Raw genomic sequence first — 17,429 nt, forward strand, 5'->3', positions numbered from 1 at the left:
TCTGTAAGTTAAGTTTAGTTATTGGTTTCGGCGAGTGACGAAATGATGTCGTCGGTATTCAGCTTCTGCTGCTCGCCTGTTTTCATATTTTTCAAAGTCAGCTGACCCGTTTCCATTTCATCCGACCCTATCAGGATCACGAAGGGAATGTTCTTCCTGTCGGCATAATCCAGCTGCTTTTTAAGTTTTACCGAATCCGGGTAAATTTCAGCATTAATGCCCGCTGCTCTCAGCTTTGGCAAGATAGATAACCCAAAACGGAATGCTGGCTGGTCAAAGTTTGAAATCATAACCTTAGTTGCCGTCTTTTGGTTTTCAGGAAAGAGATTGAGTTCTTCCATGACATCATAAATCCGGTCGACGCCGAGCGAAATGCCCACGCCGGAAATGCCTGGAACGCCAAAAGTGCCCGTCAAATTATCATAACGACCACCTCCGGAAATGCTGCCAATTTGAACATTGTTCGCTTTCACTTCAAAAATAGCCCCTGTATAATAGGAAAGGCCGCGCGCTAAGGTCACATCAAATTGTATCTTCGGATTTTCCAGTCCAAGCGTTTTTACCAAGTCCCAAACTTCTTCCAGTTCTTGCACGCCTTTCATGGCAATTTCAGAGCTTCCTAACCAGTTTTTCAATGCGGTGAATGGTTCAGCGCCTTCTGAAAGACTGAAAACGGGATCCAGTTGAGTCACACTTTCGTTCGAAAACCCGCGCTCAACGAGTTCTTCAACAACCTTATCTTTTCCGATTTTATCTAATTTATCAATCGCAACACAAAGCGGTCCTTCCATCCCGTGCGCGCCTATCATGTCCGCAATGCCCGTGAGGATCTTGCGGTTATTGATCTTTACTGTGAAATCATTAATCCCCAATGCAGGCAAAATCTCGTGCAGAAGCAACACGATTTCCGCTTCGCAAAGCAGCGAATCGGTTCCTACAACATCTGCATCGCACTGGTAAAATTCGCGGTAACGGCCTTTTTGCGGACGGTCTGCACGCCAGACAGGCTGGATCTGATATCTTTTAAAAGGCATTACCAATGTTCCCCGGTTCATCACCACATATCGGGCGAAGGGCACCGTAAGGTCGTAACGCAGTCCTTTTTCAGAAATTTTCGAAGTTAATGGTTTGGAACCTTCCTGCCAGTCGGCGTCGGTGAGCTTTCCGCTGAAATCTCCGGAGTTCAGTATTTTGAATAAAAGCTGATCGCCTTCATCACCATATTTGCCCATTAAAACCGAAAGATTTTCAAAGGCTGGTGTTTCCAAAGGCAAAAATCCATATCGTTGGAAAGAGCGGCGGATGGTGTCAAAAATAAAAGTACGTTTTGCCATTTGTTCGGGACCGAAGTCTCGGGTTCCGCGGGCAAGGGATGGTTTACTCATTGAATTCATTCGGTAAATGTACTGCGCACCGGAACCTGAAAGCGATGAACCGGCAAGTGAAGTTTGCCGGCTATCGAACGTCAATTGGTGTCAGTATTTGTAATTAATTTGGCTTGTAGGCCAATTTAACCGTAAAGTTAGGGCAGGTTAGGCAATATTTGTGACTATTGTCTGCATTATTTACATGAAAATGATTAATTTTGCGGCTCTTTCACAAAACAATATTTTACAATGGGAGTTACGGAATTAAAACGTAAGAGTCGCAGAAACAAAGCAGTAGCTAATAACCGCACAGCGAAAATCAAAGATCTTTTACGCAAGCCAGAAGTACGCAACGTTGATGTTGAAGCAATAAAGGCTCAGTTTGAAGCTAATAAAAAATAATTTAGCATCTACGGAAAGGAATTCAACTAGTCCCTGTCAATCTGTTTTGGTAGGGCTTTTTGCTTTTTTACCGGGTTTATGCTTGCTAGCAGACTTAATGTTGATTTTCCGAACAAGCTGACGCATGCTGCGCCGGGTTTCCCTGCGGACGTCCAGTAATATCCGGAACCGGAGGGCTTCGCCAAACATGATGAGGCCGCCATTGATAAGCGCAAGACTATACAATCCCAATACAACCCAAACCTGCGTAGGAACTCCTGTCCGGCGCTGGAGTGCTGCCTCGCTCAGGACGGTCAGGCCAAAACTGAAAATCAACAGGCCGAATGGAGCCAATATCATCCATTTCGTACGCGTTGACATTCGTTTGATTAGCCTTTTGCCAGGTGGTTTCGGATCTATTGATGGAATCATTTATTACTTTTTTCCTTATTATGATCCTAAAATTATTAATTTTTAGTTAATTGATTTAATGAAATCCATCATTAGTTTAGTATTAAGGTATATTCCCCGGCCCTATCTGCAACTGGTCGGACATTGGGTTGCCCGTTTTCTCAGCATTTTTTACATTGGTAATCAGGTTGAATGTCCTGTTTGCGAAAGCCGTTACCGGAAATTCCTGCCTTACGGCCGTAACACTTCCAGCCGTGAGAACGCACTTTGCCCGAGTTGCCTTTCCTTAGAGCGACACAGGCTGATGGGTCTATATCTTAAAAGAAAAACGAATTTCTTTACCGCCAACCTCAAAGTCTTGCATGTAGCACCAGAATATTGCTTCATCGATCGCTTTGAGCAGATGAAAAACCTGGATTATATTACAGCCGACATTGAGTCACCACTGGCGAAGGTAAAGATGGATATTCATTCGATTCCGTTCCCGGAAAATACATTTGACGTTGCCTTTTGTAATCACGTAATGGAACACGTGGACGATTATATTCTGGCCATGAGCGAGCTGCACCGTGTTTTGAAACCTGGCGGCTGGGCGTTGATCCAATCGCCACAGGATATGAAGTATGAAGTGACTTATGAAGATGCTACGATTACGGATCCCAAGGAAAGGGAAAAGTACTTTTTACAAAATGACCATTTGCGATTATTTGGACGAAATTATGGTCGCGAGTTGGAGAAAGGTGGCTTTACTGTTAAGGAGGACCGATTTGTGATGGATGAGCTAACAAAAGCAGAGGTCACGAAGTATGCTTTGCCTGGTGAGGAGATCGTATATTTTTGCCAAAAGGCGTTGTGATGGTGAGCTGGCGGGTCTCTGGCGGGTCATGCGGCTGGACAGATGGCGGATCATGCGGCCAGACAGCAGCGGAACATCCTGCTAGTCAGCTAGCGTCCTGGGGTTGAAACCCCAGGTTATGGTATCTGGATAATTATGAAATAATCACAATCCCAGAGCCCCTAGATAATATCGTCAGATATGATAAAACTCTAGCCCGGGGTTTCAACCCCGGGATCCCGGTAATTTGAACACCAATGTTATGATGGATATTCGATGGTCGCGCCGGTTTCCCGGTGCGATTTTTTTTCGAAAAGCCGTTTCCATCCCTCTTCCATAAAGCCGATTCCGTAGCCGAAAAGCTGAACAAAAGCGGCTCCTATACCCAGAAATGCAACCTCAGCGCTTCCTGTTTTTCTGAATGCATCTATAAAAAGAAGTGTAATGTATGTTGCTAATCCAATCAGGCCCAGATAGAAGAATGGCTTGAAGATCAAAAACCAGAGGGGGATGCTGCAAACTGCCAAAGTAAAAAGCAGCGGGAATGTGTGCACGAGTTTCAGTTCATCCGGGTAAAACCGGGCAATGTTGATCCTGGCTCTTCCAAAAAATTTAAGTTGTCTGAAAAACGGTATGAATTGCGTGCGGCGCTTGTGGTAAATGAATGCTTCCGGGATCAATGCAGAGCGAAATCCGAGCCGTAGAGCAGCAATGCTGAACAGAATGTCCTCTCCCATCCGGCTTGTTAAAAAGCCTCCCGTTTTCTCCCAAACCTGCCTGGAAAGGCCCATATTAAAGCTTCTTGGGTGGAAAGTCCCACCCATATTATTCTTCTTTCCCCTGATCCCACCCGTCGTGAAAACGGAGGTCATGGAATAGCTGATCGCTTTTTGTATAGGCGTAAAAGAAGGATGGTCTGTGTCGGGACCACCGTACAGATCGACGTAGTCCGTATTTAGCTTTTGCTCTACAACAGCCAGATAGTCTGGTTCAACCAGCGCATCAGAATCCAGCAGAATAAAATACTCCCCCGAAGCACGCTCAAAACCGTGATTTCTGGCAAAACCCTGCCCGCCATTTTCTTTGAAGAAGTATTTAATATTCAGCTTGTCTGCAAAAGACTTTACAACCGCATCCGCCTTGATTTTTGAGCCATCTTCTACAATAATCACCTCAAAATGCTTGATAGTCTGGTGCACAAGACATTCCAGCAATTCCTGTAACTCGTCTGGACGGTTGTAAACAGGGATAATGATGGAGTATCGGCGCATTAATTAATTTTGAATGAATGAATGACTGAATGAGTGAATGAGCAGTCGCGGATGCGATGAATGAATGGTCGCCGATTTTATAGATCTAGAATCTCTTTTAGTGATTCTTCGTTAGCCGTTATGATTTTGTCTAAATGCTTGTCTTCCAATGCAGTGGATAGGAACATGCTTTCGAATTGGGATGGGCCCATGTAGATGCCCCGGTCTAGCATAGCGTGGAAATATCTGCCAAATAATTGAAGGTCTGACGACTTAGCAGATGGGAAGTCTGTCACGGGCTGATCGGTGAAGAAAAGCGTATACATGGAGCCGATGTGGTTTAATGTATAGTTTAAACCCAATTTCTGCATAGACGCTTTGAAACCAGTTGATAGCTTCTCTCCCGATGCTTCCAGTTGCGTATAAACCTCCGGATGATCGTTCAGATAATTCAGCATGGTAAGACCCGCTGCCATCGCAATCGGGTTGCCAGAGAGCGTCCCTGCCTGGTAAACCGGGCCGGCTGGCGAAACCTTGTTCATAATGTCTGCCCTGCCCCCATATGCACCTACGGGCATTCCTCCACCTATAATTTTTCCTAACGTTGTTAGGTCGGGCGTAATTCCGAATCTTTCCTGTGCTCCGCCCTTTGCCAAACGGAAGCCTGTCATTACTTCGTCCAGGATCAGGACGATTCCTTCCTCATCACATATTTTACGCAAACCCTGCAAAAAACCTTCGGCCGGAAGGACGCAGCCCATGTTACCAACCACAGGTTCAAGGATCAATGCCGCAATTGCATTCTTGTTGGCATTAACAAGCGTTTGAACTGCTTCCAGATCATTAAATGGTGCTGTTAATGTGTCATTTGCCACACCTTTTGTAACGCCCGGGCTATCCGGTGTGCCGAAAGTGACGGCACCGCTGCCCGCAGCTATTAAAAAGCTGTCGCCGTGGCCATGATAGCAGCCTTCGAATTTGATAATCTTGTCTCTTCCTGTAAAACCTCTCGCCACCCGGATCGCAGACATTGTAGCCTCCGTGCCCGAATTTACCATTCTTACCTTTTCGATCGAAGGCACCATACTTACGATAAGCTCAGCCATCTCCACCTCCCGGCGCGTTGGCGCACCGAATGAGAATGAATGCTGAATGGCATCGTATACGGCCTTTTGTATCAATTCGTTAGCATGTCCCAGGATCATTGGGCCCCAGGAATTGATTAATTCTATATACTCATTGTCATCCTCGTCGTAAACATAAGGCCCCTTGGCTGACTTGATAAAAACGGGCGAACCGCCCACTGCACGAAACGCGCGGACGGGAGAATTTACGCCACCAGGAATGAAATGTTGTGCTTTTTCAAAAAGATGCTGACTCGTTGCAATGTTCATTGGATATGCTAATTTGGATTACCTGTCTACTGGCGTCCATTTGGAGCCGTTATGTTTCAAAACAGGTGTAATCTGGTTCTCGTTTGCTTTTGTAAAATTAAATCCTGACAAAAGATATTCATCACCTGCCGGCCGTGCGGATTGCAAGCCGTCCTGAAACCTATCTTTATGCTTGGCAAGCATACGCATAAAAAACAATAGCTGGTCGAATCCCTGGTAAGAGTAAACGGATGGGAAAGTGTTCGTTTTGTTCCAGTAATTCTTTTGAAACTCACGAATATTCTCCTTTTCACGGTCTACATAATCCGTATCAATCAGGTAAAGCCGGGACGCATACCGGTTAAGTCTGGACTGCTGCGCGCTGAAACTTGTGGATGTGCTCAGGACCGGAGTTGTGGTCAGTTTACGTCCGTTCAACACCTCCATCAACATTGCGCCGGAAGATCCGTCGGTAGAGAAGAGAGCGATGTGAGATGGTTTTGTGGTTTCGAAGGTGGAAAGATTGTTTTCCAGCCACTCCCGGGACGTTTGGATTTTAAGCATTTCCAGCACTTTCCCTCCCTTACTCTTCCATTCGTTGGCATATGAAAATGCCATTGCAGAGTCCTTTGACGTTCCACCGTAGTAGATCGCCGCGGACAATCCCATCGCCTGCGTTTTCATCCATTGCGCCGCTTTTTGCATTTGAAAAGCGATAGATGGATGTGCCAGGTAGATATTAGAGCCGGATTTCAAGAGGTTGCCATCGGTTGAAAGCGGATTAAGCATAATAGCCCTTCCATTGGCAACATAGCTGGAAGTAACCTCGAATGTGGCAGGATACAACGGCCCGATCACCATATCAGATTGCTGAAAATTCTTATTCTCGACAATCGGCTCGACCGTTTTGGCATCAGCTCCCACGTCATATGCCCATAGGTTTACGCTTATTCCCTCAGCGGCAAGCTGTTCTTTGGCCATTATAAGGCCCTGGTAATAGTCGTAAGCAAACTGGTTCGAACGACGCCTGCCCGTGCTGAATTCATCCAAACGAAACGGAAGGAGCACAGAAACATCGTAGTAACCTTTTGTCCACTGCCCTTCGGATTTTGGAATGCTGCGCTTTGGCGCTTCTTCTGCTACGGCAACTTTTTCTTTTTTACTAAATTTAAACTGCTTTTGAAGCTGCTCCGCGATCTGGAAGTCAGTTTGTGTTGAGCTTGGGGAAGTCTCTATAAAGTGGACCAGGGTCAAGGCAATGTCCCGATCATCCGCATATTGCTTTTGCAGTCCTTTCAATTTAGCCAGATCGGTGATCGAGCCGAAATAATGTTGTTTTAAAGAAAATACATCCTTTGCCAAGGAGGAATCCTTGATTTTGGCCAAATATGTCAGTCCTTCATCCGTTTTGCCCTCTTCCAGCGCAATGGCACCAAGCAGATACTGCGCATCGGCAATACGGTTCCACCCCGGATAGCGGCTTTGCAATTGCAGTAACATTTGCTTGCTCTCCCTGAAACGCTTTAATTGGTAAGCGGAAAGCGCGTAATAGTAATGTGCGTAGGCTGAGAAGGTGGTTTTTGAATTGACACTTGTCAATGGCGAAAGTTTCTCCATTGCTGCGGCATAACGTCCTTGTTTATAATCTCCAAGCGCCGCTTTATATCTGCTTTCCGTTTGTGCAATATTCTGGGCAAATGCTGCATCGCTCAAACCGGCAAGTATGAAGATGACTACAATAATTGATTTCATCGTAACAGTGGGTGAAAATTGAGTAACGGCGGACAAATTACAAAATCCGGTCTAAGAGAAAAAAACGGGCAATATTTCCGGTTGGAAACATTGCCCTATACATTACGATATATTAAATCTTTTATTTCTTTTTCGAACGCTTTTCAAGCTCAGCCTGCTTCTTTTTGGCCTCTTCTGCGGCTTGAAGCGACTTTTCCAGATATTTCTGGAACTTCGTCTGCTTCTTCTCGCCATTCGCGTTTTTCTTTCTGTTTTCTTCCAGAATGTTCCGGATCTTGTCTTCATTCACAAAACGCTTGATCAAAAGCTGCTGCGCGATCGTCACCACGTTTGATACAAAATAATAGAATGTCAAACCGGCAGGAAACGAGTTAAGAACAAACATGAACATCAATGGCATAATGTAACCCAACACTTTCATGTTTACCGGGCCGGGCTGCGTTGGCGTGATCTGATTGTTATAATAAGCATAACCAATGCTGGAAGCCGTCATTAACACCGTGAACAAGCTGATGTGGTTTCCTACACCGAAAGGAATGGTAAAGGGCAGCTTGATGAACGAATCATAAGTAGAAAGGTCGCTCGCCCACAGGAAGGGTTGCTGCCGCAGCTCAATCAAGTTGGGGAACAGGAAGAACAGCGAAAACAAGATTGGCATGGTCGCCAGCACGGGGATACAGCCGCTCAGCGGGCTTACGCCTACTTCCTGATAAAGCTTCATCTGATCTTGCTGCTGCTTTGCCATATCATCCGGGTTCTGGCTGCGGATCTGTTCCAGCTCGGGTGCCAGCAGACGCATCTTGGCCATGCTGATATATGACTTGTAAGTCAGCGGTGTAAGGATTGTTTTTACAAAAATTACCAGCAGTATGATTAAAAGACCATAATTGCTCACAAATTTTTCCAAAAAGTTAAAAAGCGGAACGAGGAAGAACTTGTTGATCGGCTTTAAAAACGCATATCCTAGATAAACATTCTGGTCGAAATTCTCGGCTTTAACCTTATCTACCAGGTGATAATCGTTTGGTCCAAGGAAGAACTGATAATTGGCCTCCCCTTTCTGTATGGCAGACATCGGGATTCCGGCCGAAACATGCATTGTCTTTACGATGGTCGAATCCGCAGGGTTCACGTCAGCCCTTACAGCCACATTACCAAACGGATGTTTATCCGCGATCAGACCGGCAAGGAAGTATTTATGTTTGATTGTAAACCACTTAACAGGTTCGGCCGTTTTGTCCTCTTCTGTTGCTGTCGGGCTCGTCGCAAGGCTTTGCAGATCATCGGTGTAATAGTTGATCGTGACCACCTCACGGTTCTTGTGCATATCATTTTCCAATTGCAGCAGATCATTGTTCCAATCCAGCTGAACCAGTTTGTCACTTGATCCGGTAGCATTTGATTTGATGCCGTAATCGATCACATAACCGCTTCCATGCACAACATACGTTTGTTCAACAAACTGATTGCCTTTCAACGGAGCGCGGTAAGTGACTATTACTGAGTCTTTTTCCCCTACTTTCTGATCTTGCGCCTCGGTAGTGAAGAACAGGTCCGTCAAGCGCACGTCACCTGTTGTGGTCGGGAAGTTGATCCGAAAACTGTTATGATTTTCCGCAATCAGGTAAAGCGGCTTCTGATCGTAGGTTTTGTATTTTTTCAACATTACCTCTTTCATGACCCCTCCTTTGTTAGAGAAAACAACACGCGTGTCGTTCGTCTCGATAACCAGGTCTTTCGGAGCGACTTGCGCTACCGCATTTGAATCAGTGGATTGAGCAGATAAGTTGGTTGAATCCGAAACTGTTGGTGATTGAACAGAGGGTTTTGTAGTAACTTGTTTTACTTGCTCCACAGGTGCAGGTTCCACAGGTTTTGGAACCAGTATCTGGTAGCCAATCAGCATTAGCATGATTAATACTAAGCCGATGATAAAATTTTTATCCATTATTTACTTGAAATGATTGAAATAGTAAACCCGCGAGGGGACGGCAAAGGTAATAAGTTTTTTGCTTATCGGCCTTTTTTGTGATCAGTGGATTGTGGTGTTAAGCGATTCAACAGATCTCTTTTGCAGCGAATAAGTAAGTGCAGCACTCACGAAGTTCACAAAAATCGGATGCGGGTTCATCACCGTGCTTTTCAGCTCAGGGTGGAATTGCACGCCAATGTAGAACGGATGCCCGGGCAGCTCAACCATTTCAACGAGGTTGTTGTCAGGATTGATTCCGGTTGCAACCAGTCCTTTTTCCTCGAAGTCTTTGAGATACTTATTGTTGAACTCGTAACGGTGGCGGTGGCGCTCGCTAATGTTCGTTTTACCATAGATCCGGCTCGCCAGCGTGTCTTTTTTGATCTTGCATGGATAAGCTCCCAGACGCATGGTGCCGCCTTTGTTGGAAACGTCTTTCTGATCTTTCATCAGGTGGATAACCGGATGATCGGTGTTGGCATCCATTTCAACAGAATGTGCTCCATCCCAGCCTATTACATTTCTTGCATATTCGATAACCGCCATTTGCATACCTAAACAGATTCCGAAGAAAGGAATGTTGTTTTCACGCACATACTGGATGGCAGCGATTTTTCCTTCGATCCCTCTTTCACCAAAACCAGGCGCAACCAGAACACCATCCAGGCTTTCCAATTTTTCAACGGCATTTTCTGCTGTAAGGCTTTCCGAATGGATCCATTCAATGTTGACTTTGCATTCGTTGGCTGCTCCGGCGTGAATGAATGATTCAACGATGGATTTGTAGGCGTCATGCAACTCAACATATTTTCCTACCAGACCGATGCGGATGGAATCAACCGGATTTTTATAGCGGGACAAAAACGTCTTCCACGAATCCAGATCGACGTCTTTATCGTTGTAAATATCGAGCATATAGAGCGCGCGCTGATCCAGTCTTTCTTTCAGCATCAGCAAAGGAACGGCGTAAATCGTATCCGCGTCCATGGCCTCGATAACAGAATTCACCTGAACATTGCAGAAAAGCGCGATTTTTTTGCGGATATCGTAAGGAAGCGGATGTTCCGTACGGCAAACAAGAATATCGGGCTGGATCCCCGCTTCTTGCAGCATTCTTACCGAGTGTTGTGTCGGTTTGGTTTTAAGCTCTCCGGCAGAATTCAAGTAAGGGATCAGCGTCAGATGGATCACAAGCGTATTGTGTTCTTCCATCTCGAATTTAACCTGACGAACTGCTTCCAGGAACGGAAGTGACTCAATATCCCCTACGCAACCGCCGATTTCCGTAATAACGATATCGTAATCGCCGGTTTGCCCGAGCAGCAGCATATTCCTTTTCAGCTCATCCGTAATGTGCGGGACAACCTGAACAGTTTTGCCCAGAAAATCCCCCCGACGCTCGGCTGTAATGACGTTGTGGTAGATGCGTCCCGTAGTAACATTGTTGGCCTGGGACGTGCGAACATTCAGGAAACGCTCGTAATGGCCCAGATCAAGATCCGTTTCGGCGCCATCGTCCGTTACATAGCACTCGCCGTGCTCGTAAGGATTCATGGTTCCCGGGTCAATATTAAGATATGGATCGAATTTTTGAATCGTAACAGAAAGCCCTCGGGCTTGCAGTAGTTTTGCTAATGAAGAGGCAATGATTCCTTTGCCAAGTGAAGATGTTACACCGCCCGTAACGAAAATGTACTTCGCGGTCTTTCGTGCTTTGGAAGCCATAAGACGTTGCTTTTTTTCTATGATTACGGGATACAAAGATACAGGAATATTAGAAGAATCTAAGCGGGGGCTTTTTAAATATTACCGTAAAATCATTAAACACTTGTTACTCTGGAAGGTTAGCAGGCGTAAATTTTTCTGCCCCCATTTTCTCCAAACAAGCTTTTGCACAGGTTTTAAGTGCGTTTGTGACTTCATAAAATGCATAAAATTTTGAATAAAAAAAACTACAAATTTTAATTCCTATTTTGCATCAATCCCAACCTAAATCATTTTAACCAATATGAGAAAAATTTTATTTCTGCCACTTCTGCTGATATGGCTGACCCCCGCATTTTCACAAAGCGCATTGGACGCTGCCAAAACTCCGCTCAAAATCATTGTGTTTGGCGCACATCCCGACGACTGCGACCTTGGCGCCGGAGGCGTGGCATCCATTTACTCCTCCATGGGACATAAGGTTAAATTCGTTTCCCTTACCAATGGCGACGCAGGCCACCAGGATATTGGCGGCGGAGAACTGGCTAAACGTCGGCTTAATGAAACAAAAGAAGTGGCGAAGCGGCTAGGCATCGAATATGACGTGCTCGACAACCACGACGGCGAGCTTTTCCCCACATTAGAAAACCGGCTGGCAGTGATCCGAAAAATCCGCGAATGGAATGCAGATGTGGTGATCGCACCCAGAACAAACGATTATCACCCCGATCATCGCAATACTGGGGTGATTGTGCAGGACGCATCCTACCTAGTAATCGTACCTAATATTCTTAGCAGTGTGCCTCCACTGGTTAAAAACCCCGTTTTTCTGTATTTCCGGGATCGGTTTCAGCGTCCTAACCCTTTCCGTCCAGACATTGCTATTGACATCACCACAGCAATTACTAAAAAAGTCGACGGACTGGATGCGCATGTCTCCCAATTCTACGAATGGTTACCCTGGACAAATCAGGATCTTGCTAATGTTCCGAAAGGTCTTGACGAGCGGAAAAAGTGGCTATTGGCAGCTACGGAAAAACGTTCTTCTATCACCCCCGAGATTAAGCTGACGGTTGAAAAATGGTACGGAAAAGAGCAATCTGAGAAGATAAAATTTGTGGAAGTTTTTGAGATAACTGAGTATGGAAAACAGCCGTCACCGGAAGAGATCAGGCGACTGTTTCCAATGCTTCCACAGGGAAATTAGGGTTAAACAGATTCAAATTACTTCGAGAATAGATATAGCAAAAGCCTCGTTCGGTCTGTCGTTTTTATAACGATTATTCGAACGAGGCTTTTCGATTTAAGAGAGAATGTTAACTAAAATCAGGCACTTACTATGATAACCGGTCTTTGAAACTCTCGTATCCGAAAGACTTGATCAATCTAAAATCGCCATCAGCTGACACCATACCAATGGAAGGCAAGTTAACACCGTTAAATGTGGTAGTTTTAACCATAGTATAGTGTATCATGTCTTCAAATATGATTTTATCTCCAGACGTCAATGGCTGATCAAACGAATAATCACCAATGAAGTCGCCTGCCAGGCATGTCATACCGCCCATTCTGTAAGTTGGCTTTCCTGCAACTGCTTCCATGCTGCCACCTGTGATTGCAGGCTTATAAGGCATCTCCAATGTGTCCGGCATATGCGCTGCAAATGACGTGTCCAGGATCGCGACATCGATGCCTTGACTATCCATCACATCCAGTATGGTTGTAACCAGAACACCCGTCCGCCAGGCTATGGCTGAACCCGGTTCCAATATCACATCCAGGTTATACTTAGCCCTTATATTACTAACTAATTTTTTTAGTTTTTCAATATCGTATCCTTCTCTTGTCATTAAATGACCGCCTCCCATGTTCAACCACTTGGCCTGATGCAGCAAATCTCCGAAGCGTGATTCTAATGCTTCCAATGTCCGCTCCAATGTATCCGAACCATTCTCACAAAGTGTATGGAAGTGGATGCCGTCTATCCCTTCCGGTAAGATGTCGGGCATTTTGTCCCGCGTAATGCCCAGGCGCGAGCCAGGCACGCATGGATTATACATATCCGTCGCTACTTCCGAATATTGCGGGTTTACGCGGATGCCGCAGGAAAGCTCATGGTCTGGGTTCGCAGCTTTGAATGCTTCTACCCTATCTTTGAACCGCTCCCATTGGCTCAGGGAGTTAAATGTGATGTGGCTGCTGCGCTCCATGATCTCTGCAAACTCACTATCCAGATACGCCGGCATGTATGTATGCGCCTGGTAACCCATGAAATCATTGATCAGCTTCACCTCGTTCAGCGAACTTGCCGTAGCGCCGCTCAAATATTCTTTCACGATCGGAAACGCGCTGAACATGGAAAAACCTTTCAAGGCCAGGATGATCTTGCAACCGGCCGCCTGCTGCACCGAATCGATCAGGCTCAGGTTCTGGCGTAAGAGCGTTTCGTCCAGAACAAAACAAGGCGACGGGATTTCGTTGTAATCGATGGGCATTTTATATAAATGAATAATGAATGAATCAGCTAAAATGTAAGGTTTCTCTATTTTTGTACACAAAAGTATAAGTTTGAGTTTCAAAAGAGTCCCAATTTTATGTAACCAATTAAAACCACGGCATGGCGTTCCTCGTATTAGACATTGAAATGACGGGCCCCGAGCCGGGCTGGAATGAGATCATACAAATTGGAGCAGAGTTTTTTGACGACAACTGGCGGTCGCTGGGCACTTACCTACAAAACGTCTATCCCGAAAATGAAGAGGCTTTTTCTGTTAAATCGGAAGAAGTGCATGGACTATCAATGGCCGATCTGGAAGATGCGCCTATGATTTACGATGTCTTGCCGGAATTTGAAAAATGGCTTAAAAAGCTAAATGCCGGTAAGCCAAACCTTACCAATGTCATCATTTGCGGTCAAAGTGTTATTAACGACATTAATTTCCTTCGCTATGCATACCGCAATGAGAAAATGAAGTGGGGATTCTCCAATAAGCTGATTGACCTTCACACTGTATCTTATTTGTTTTTCCAAATTTTAGAAAAGAATGGCAAAACGGTTCCCCGCTCGCTGAGCCTGGGTTCAGTGGCCACCTATTTTGGTTTTGAGCGGGAAGAAGAAACCCATAATGCATTGGAAGACGCCCGACTGACCGCTAAGTGCCTGAAAGAATTCTTCAAATTAATTGACAATCTCACACTCAAATGATCGATTACAATCCTAAGGAGTGGTTTCGCTACATATTTTATTTCCAAAAAGGAGACACGGTCCGCAAGCTCATGCCGCTGATTCTTACCATTGCGGTGTATTCGACAGCCATTGCCTATCTTTTATTGATTCATTTCAAATTAAAGGAAAACACGGATCTGAAAAACATATCCCTGATGCACTCGCTATTAGGATTTGTCATTTCGATGCTGCTCGTATTCCGGACCAATACGGCTTATGACCGCTGGTGGGAAGGACGAAAACAGTGGGGCTCATTAATGAACATCAGCCGCAACCTTGCTCTGAAAATCAATGCATTACTTGGAAATGAACATGAATTGGAGCGGGCATTTTTTATGAAGATGATTCCCAATTATGCTTTTGCTCTGAAAAATCATCTGCAGGGCGGTTACAGGTCGGAGGAGTTTGAGGATTCAGAATTGTATAAAAAGACAACGCTTCGTGTGCACGATCATATTCCCAACCAGATTGCCGCTGCGATCTTTAGCAAAGTGATTGAACTGCAAAAAAGAGGTGTTTTGCTACCCGAGCATACGATTCTGCTAAATCACGAACTGGAAGCTTTTACTAACATTTGCGGAGCGTGTGAGCGGATCAAGAACACGCCTATTCCTCTCTCTTACAGCTCTTTTATCAAAAAATTCATTTTCATTTACTGCCTGACTCTCCCAATCGGCTACGTTTTTAGTCTACACTTTTTGGTTGTTCCATTCGTAATGTTTGTGTTTTACATTCTTGCCAGTCTTGAAGTCATTGCCGAAGAGATCGAGGATCCTTTTGGTGTAGACAGCAATGATCTGCCTATGGAGCGCATTTGCAATGGTATACAGACTTCCACACGTGCGTTGCTGCAATAATGTCAGGAATGGCACAATTATTAGGAAGAAATTAGAAAACTGTAAGAGTTTGATTAAAATTGATGATTTTTTCAAAAATTTTAACCAATTGAATTTTATCCTGTTTTCGTGATTTTTGAAAAGTTTTTCAATAATCACCTTCATTTAAAAACCTAAGATTGTCATACCAACAATAATTTGACAATTCAGTTACCGAAAGTTACCTCAAAATCCGCAATTCGAGCTTTTTGGCCGCATTTTAGCGCCTAGTAGGATGGCAAGAAATTTTTTATATTCATGGAAATCCCGTACAACGGGAGGTTTTGTTACTCGATTAAACGGATAATATCATGAATAAGTCATCTTTTTTAGTATCTATATTATTGCTTACAGGATTAGTTACGTTCGGTGCACAGGCACAGTCCATTGTTGATCCGGGAGTTTCTGTTCACAATTATAAACACCCAAATAAAGCTGCCAAAGCCAAAGCTAACCGCGGCAATGATGCTGTCGTTTATAATTTGAATACAGTTGAAAGTTACAGCAAGCAACAGCGCAGCCGTTATGTGAGCAATACGCCCAAGTATGCGCCGCGCCCGGTGACGCTGGTAGTTACCAAGCGTTATACGCCGGAAGGAGTCGATATTAACCCATTGATTTCACCACGGAATTACAAAACGCCAACGAACATAACGACGAGCAACAACACGCAAGTGGCTGATTACTACAACAAACAGGATAGTACAGCTTATCCTACTGTTGACTAAGCGTTTATAACCCAAAAATAAAGCCGGTCCAAATGGACCGGCTTTATTTTTGGGTTATAAACTACTGACTTGCTTTTTCTCATTAAGGACTATTCGCAGCTTAAATCCAGCCAGGTCCGTTTTGACTTCCCGGCAGAGCCCATCTTTATAAGAATAGATTCCTTGTTTGCCATCGGGAAGTGTTACGCCATACTTCCCTTCCGAAAGTTTTTTGACGCTGCACATTTTCCCATATCGCTCAGAGTAAACTTCATTGATATTGATCGGCTCCTTGTAGTAGAGGCCAGTTATCGTGCTGCTAATCGGTATATTGAGTGATAGCTTTGGCTTATCCTCGCCGTCTTCACCCGAAAACAACACTTCGTAAGAACTCTTTGCTGCACTTTTTGTAAGTGTTTTTTCCTTCAAATCCCCATTCACATGATGCGCACAGGTTGCGGACACCAGCTTTCCTCCTGAATAATTCGCCTGGGTCGAATACTTACCCTTGTAGAACATCACCTTGAAATCCGATTCAATGCGATGCTGCTCCAAATTATCCTTGCCCTGGTCATCGAAGACCTTTAAAGATCCGATGGTGCGTCCTGCAACGATCACGTCGTATACATTTTGCGCCCGGACCATAGAAGCCGAAAGAAATAACATCCCGAAAACCAAATACCCTGAAACTCTCATTTTATGTCTTTTTGCTGTCGAAATAGTGCGTTGCTAATATAACTCTAAACTATTGTTCCTATTGCCTTCCATAAAGATAATCAGCGATATGACAGTCCTACACGACGCCTGACAATTTTTCATAGGGTAATGTGGGGACTGAATGGAGCATTATTACCCAATCCCGGAAATCCATTAAAAACGGTCAAAATTTGCCGAATTTCAATGTGAGGTTATAGGTAATGTTGCTCAGATCGGAATCGGTAAGGCCGTTTCCTTTTGCACCAAACGCCTGCCGATACGACACTCCCGGGCTGAAACGCATCCATTTTAAGACATTGAATTCAACCTGTACACCCGGCTCCATGAGGAAGAAAAACTTAGGATCTTCGCCATCGTGATCGTCAAAATCGAAATCCCAGTCATCCACTTCCCGGCGATCGTATTGCATGGTGAATCCGGTCCCGGTTAACAAGTTGAAATTGAAATGCACCCATTTGGTCGAAGCAACTACATATTCCGTCATTAAGCCTGCTTGCCCGTATTGATAGGTCATTTTTCTCGCCGGAAACTGCTGGTCCTGCAAAGGAACGGGGATGTGATTGGTTGTGGCGGCAAAGCCCAATCCTAGCATGAAGCGGCGATTGATAAACCAGCCACCGTAAATGCCGGGCATATTGGCATAGCTGCCATTGATTTTTGTAAACTTATTGGAGATCGCCGCATATCCGCCGGAGCGCCGAACACCCGAGCTTTTGAAAATTGTTTCGTTTTCCTGCGCCAGGATGTCTGTGGCGGAAATACCGATTAAGCAGATGGCTAATAAGAGTATCTTTTTCATCATTTTCTGATTTTGTTTCTTCTCAGACAATCCAGAAAATCGACTCCCCTATTTAGTCAT

At 44.8% G+C, this 17,429-nt stretch carries 16 protein-coding genes; 6 read left to right on the forward strand and 10 right to left on the reverse strand.

Features of this window, described 5'->3' with window-relative positions; translation table 11 throughout:
* Positions 1-14 precede the first annotated feature (14 nt).
* Positions 15-1,385, reverse strand: coding sequence for a histidine--tRNA ligase (hisS, locus tag LZG74_RS21035; RefSeq protein ID WP_233798460.1), 1,371 nt, complete (start codon positions 1,383-1,385; stop codon positions 15-17).
* Positions 1,386-1,616: 231 nt separating this feature from the next.
* On the opposite strand from hisS, the gene LZG74_RS21040 reads away from it, so the two are divergent.
* On the forward strand, positions 1,617-1,769 hold the full coding sequence (locus LZG74_RS21040) for a hypothetical protein (RefSeq protein WP_169719995.1): 153 nt from the start codon (positions 1,617-1,619) through the stop codon (positions 1,767-1,769).
* 36 nt (positions 1,770-1,805) lie between these two features.
* On the opposite strand, the gene LZG74_RS21045 is transcribed toward LZG74_RS21040, so the two are convergent.
* On the reverse strand, positions 1,806-2,129 hold the full coding sequence (locus LZG74_RS21045; RefSeq protein ID WP_233798461.1) for a hypothetical protein: 324 nt from the start codon (positions 2,127-2,129) through the stop codon (positions 1,806-1,808).
* A gap of 109 nt (positions 2,130-2,238) precedes the next feature.
* Here LZG74_RS21045 and LZG74_RS21050 point away from each other — a divergent pair, with 109 nt between their 5' ends.
* Entirely contained in the window at positions 2,239-3,015 is a 777-nt protein-coding gene (locus LZG74_RS21050; RefSeq protein ID WP_233798462.1) for a class I SAM-dependent methyltransferase, read from the forward strand.
* Positions 3,016-3,254: 239 nt separating this feature from the next.
* Here LZG74_RS21050 and LZG74_RS21055 read toward each other — a convergent pair whose 3' ends face one another.
* The 5 genes from LZG74_RS21055 to LZG74_RS21075 form a co-directional block, all read right to left on the reverse strand.
* A complete protein-coding gene (locus tag LZG74_RS21055) occupies positions 3,255-4,265 on the reverse strand; it encodes a glycosyltransferase family 2 protein (RefSeq protein ID WP_233798463.1) in 1,011 nt (336 codons plus the stop codon).
* A gap of 77 nt (positions 4,266-4,342) precedes the next feature.
* On the reverse strand, positions 4,343-5,638 hold the full coding sequence (gene hemL / locus LZG74_RS21060; RefSeq protein WP_233798464.1) for a glutamate-1-semialdehyde 2,1-aminomutase: 1,296 nt from the start codon (positions 5,636-5,638) through the stop codon (positions 4,343-4,345).
* Between the two features lie 18 nt (positions 5,639-5,656).
* On the reverse strand, positions 5,657-7,369 hold the full coding sequence (locus LZG74_RS21065) for an ABC transporter substrate-binding protein (RefSeq protein WP_233798465.1): 1,713 nt from the start codon (positions 7,367-7,369) through the stop codon (positions 5,657-5,659).
* A 121-nt stretch (positions 7,370-7,490) separates the two neighbouring features.
* Positions 7,491-9,317 carry a membrane protein insertase YidC gene (gene yidC / locus LZG74_RS21070; protein WP_233798466.1) on the reverse strand — a complete coding sequence of 609 codons (1,827 nt, stop codon included), beginning with the start codon at positions 9,315-9,317 and terminating at the stop codon, positions 7,491-7,493.
* Positions 9,318-9,401: 84 nt separating this feature from the next.
* Complete coding sequence (locus tag LZG74_RS21075) at positions 9,402-11,066, reverse strand: CTP synthase (protein ID WP_026628857.1); 1,665 nt, start codon at positions 11,064-11,066, stop codon at positions 9,402-9,404.
* Positions 11,067-11,349: 283 nt separating this feature from the next.
* Here LZG74_RS21075 and LZG74_RS21080 point away from each other — a divergent pair, with 283 nt between their 5' ends.
* Entirely contained in the window at positions 11,350-12,252 is a 903-nt protein-coding gene (locus LZG74_RS21080) for a PIG-L deacetylase family protein (protein WP_233798467.1), read from the forward strand.
* A 130-nt stretch (positions 12,253-12,382) separates the two neighbouring features.
* Here LZG74_RS21080 and nspC read toward each other — a convergent pair whose 3' ends face one another.
* Complete coding sequence (gene nspC, locus LZG74_RS21085; protein WP_233798468.1) at positions 12,383-13,540, reverse strand: carboxynorspermidine decarboxylase; 1,158 nt, start codon at positions 13,538-13,540, stop codon at positions 12,383-12,385.
* Between the two features lie 122 nt (positions 13,541-13,662).
* Here nspC and LZG74_RS21090 point away from each other — a divergent pair, with 122 nt between their 5' ends.
* The 3 genes from LZG74_RS21090 to LZG74_RS21100 all read left to right on the forward strand — a co-directional run bounded on the left by LZG74_RS21090 (position 13,663) and on the right by LZG74_RS21100 (position 15,874).
* Positions 13,663-14,250 carry a PolC-type DNA polymerase III gene (locus tag LZG74_RS21090; RefSeq protein WP_233798469.1) on the forward strand — a complete coding sequence of 196 codons (588 nt, stop codon included), beginning with the start codon at positions 13,663-13,665 and terminating at the stop codon, positions 14,248-14,250.
* Positions 14,247-15,128, forward strand: coding sequence for a bestrophin family protein (locus tag LZG74_RS21095; RefSeq protein WP_233798470.1), 882 nt, complete (start codon positions 14,247-14,249; stop codon positions 15,126-15,128). The genes LZG74_RS21090 and LZG74_RS21095 overlap by 4 nt, the downstream gene beginning before the upstream one ends.
* Positions 15,129-15,457: 329 nt before the next feature.
* Positions 15,458-15,874, forward strand: coding sequence for a hypothetical protein (locus LZG74_RS21100; RefSeq protein WP_233798471.1), 417 nt, complete (start codon positions 15,458-15,460; stop codon positions 15,872-15,874).
* Between the two features lie 54 nt (positions 15,875-15,928).
* Here LZG74_RS21100 and LZG74_RS21105 read toward each other — a convergent pair whose 3' ends face one another.
* Together LZG74_RS21105 and LZG74_RS21110 are read right to left on the reverse strand one after the other, a co-directional pair.
* Positions 15,929-16,549 (reverse strand): DUF6134 family protein, encoded by a 621-nt coding sequence (locus tag LZG74_RS21105; protein ID WP_233798472.1) that lies wholly within the window; start codon positions 16,547-16,549, stop codon positions 15,929-15,931.
* Positions 16,550-16,733: 184 nt separating this feature from the next.
* Positions 16,734-17,372 (reverse strand): hypothetical protein, encoded by a 639-nt coding sequence (locus LZG74_RS21110; protein ID WP_233798473.1) that lies wholly within the window; start codon positions 17,370-17,372, stop codon positions 16,734-16,736.
* Between the last annotated feature and the right edge of the window lie 57 nt (positions 17,373-17,429).

The organism is Dyadobacter sp. CY327, from assembly GCF_021390415.1.
Classification (GTDB): Bacteria; Bacteroidota; Bacteroidia; order Cytophagales; family Spirosomataceae; genus Dyadobacter; species Dyadobacter chenhuakuii.

Excerpts from the sequence above, each read along its gene's own strand:
- hisS (WP_233798460.1), bottom strand. The coding sequence starts at position 1,385 with ATGAGTAAACCATCCCTTGCCCGCGGAACCCGAGACTTCGGTCCCGAA.
- LZG74_RS21040 (WP_169719995.1), top strand. The coding sequence starts at position 1,617 with ATGGGAGTTACGGAATTAAAACGTAAGAGTCGCAGAAACAAAGCAGTA.
- LZG74_RS21045 (WP_233798461.1), bottom strand. The coding sequence starts at position 2,129 with ATGTCAACGCGTACGAAATGGATGATATTGGCTCCATTCGGCCTGTTG.
- LZG74_RS21050 (WP_233798462.1), top strand. The coding sequence starts at position 2,239 with ATGAAATCCATCATTAGTTTAGTATTAAGGTATATTCCCCGGCCCTAT.
- LZG74_RS21055 (WP_233798463.1), bottom strand. The coding sequence starts at position 4,265 with ATGCGCCGATACTCCATCATTATCCCTGTTTACAACCGTCCAGACGAG.
- hemL (WP_233798464.1), bottom strand. The coding sequence starts at position 5,638 with ATGAACATTGCAACGAGTCAGCATCTTTTTGAAAAAGCACAACATTTC.
- LZG74_RS21065 (WP_233798465.1), bottom strand. The coding sequence starts at position 7,369 with ATGAAATCAATTATTGTAGTCATCTTCATACTTGCCGGTTTGAGCGAT.
- yidC (WP_233798466.1), bottom strand. The coding sequence starts at position 9,317 with ATGGATAAAAATTTTATCATCGGCTTAGTATTAATCATGCTAATGCTG.
- LZG74_RS21075 (WP_026628857.1), bottom strand. The coding sequence starts at position 11,066 with ATGGCTTCCAAAGCACGAAAGACCGCGAAGTACATTTTCGTTACGGGC.
- LZG74_RS21080 (WP_233798467.1), top strand. The coding sequence starts at position 11,350 with ATGAGAAAAATTTTATTTCTGCCACTTCTGCTGATATGGCTGACCCCC.
- nspC (WP_233798468.1), bottom strand. The coding sequence starts at position 13,540 with ATGCCCATCGATTACAACGAAATCCCGTCGCCTTGTTTTGTTCTGGAC.
- LZG74_RS21090 (WP_233798469.1), top strand. The coding sequence starts at position 13,663 with ATGGCGTTCCTCGTATTAGACATTGAAATGACGGGCCCCGAGCCGGGC.
- LZG74_RS21095 (WP_233798470.1), top strand. The coding sequence starts at position 14,247 with ATGATCGATTACAATCCTAAGGAGTGGTTTCGCTACATATTTTATTTC.
- LZG74_RS21100 (WP_233798471.1), top strand. The coding sequence starts at position 15,458 with ATGAATAAGTCATCTTTTTTAGTATCTATATTATTGCTTACAGGATTA.
- LZG74_RS21105 (WP_233798472.1), bottom strand. The coding sequence starts at position 16,549 with ATGAGAGTTTCAGGGTATTTGGTTTTCGGGATGTTATTTCTTTCGGCT.
- LZG74_RS21110 (WP_233798473.1), bottom strand. The coding sequence starts at position 17,372 with ATGATGAAAAAGATACTCTTATTAGCCATCTGCTTAATCGGTATTTCC.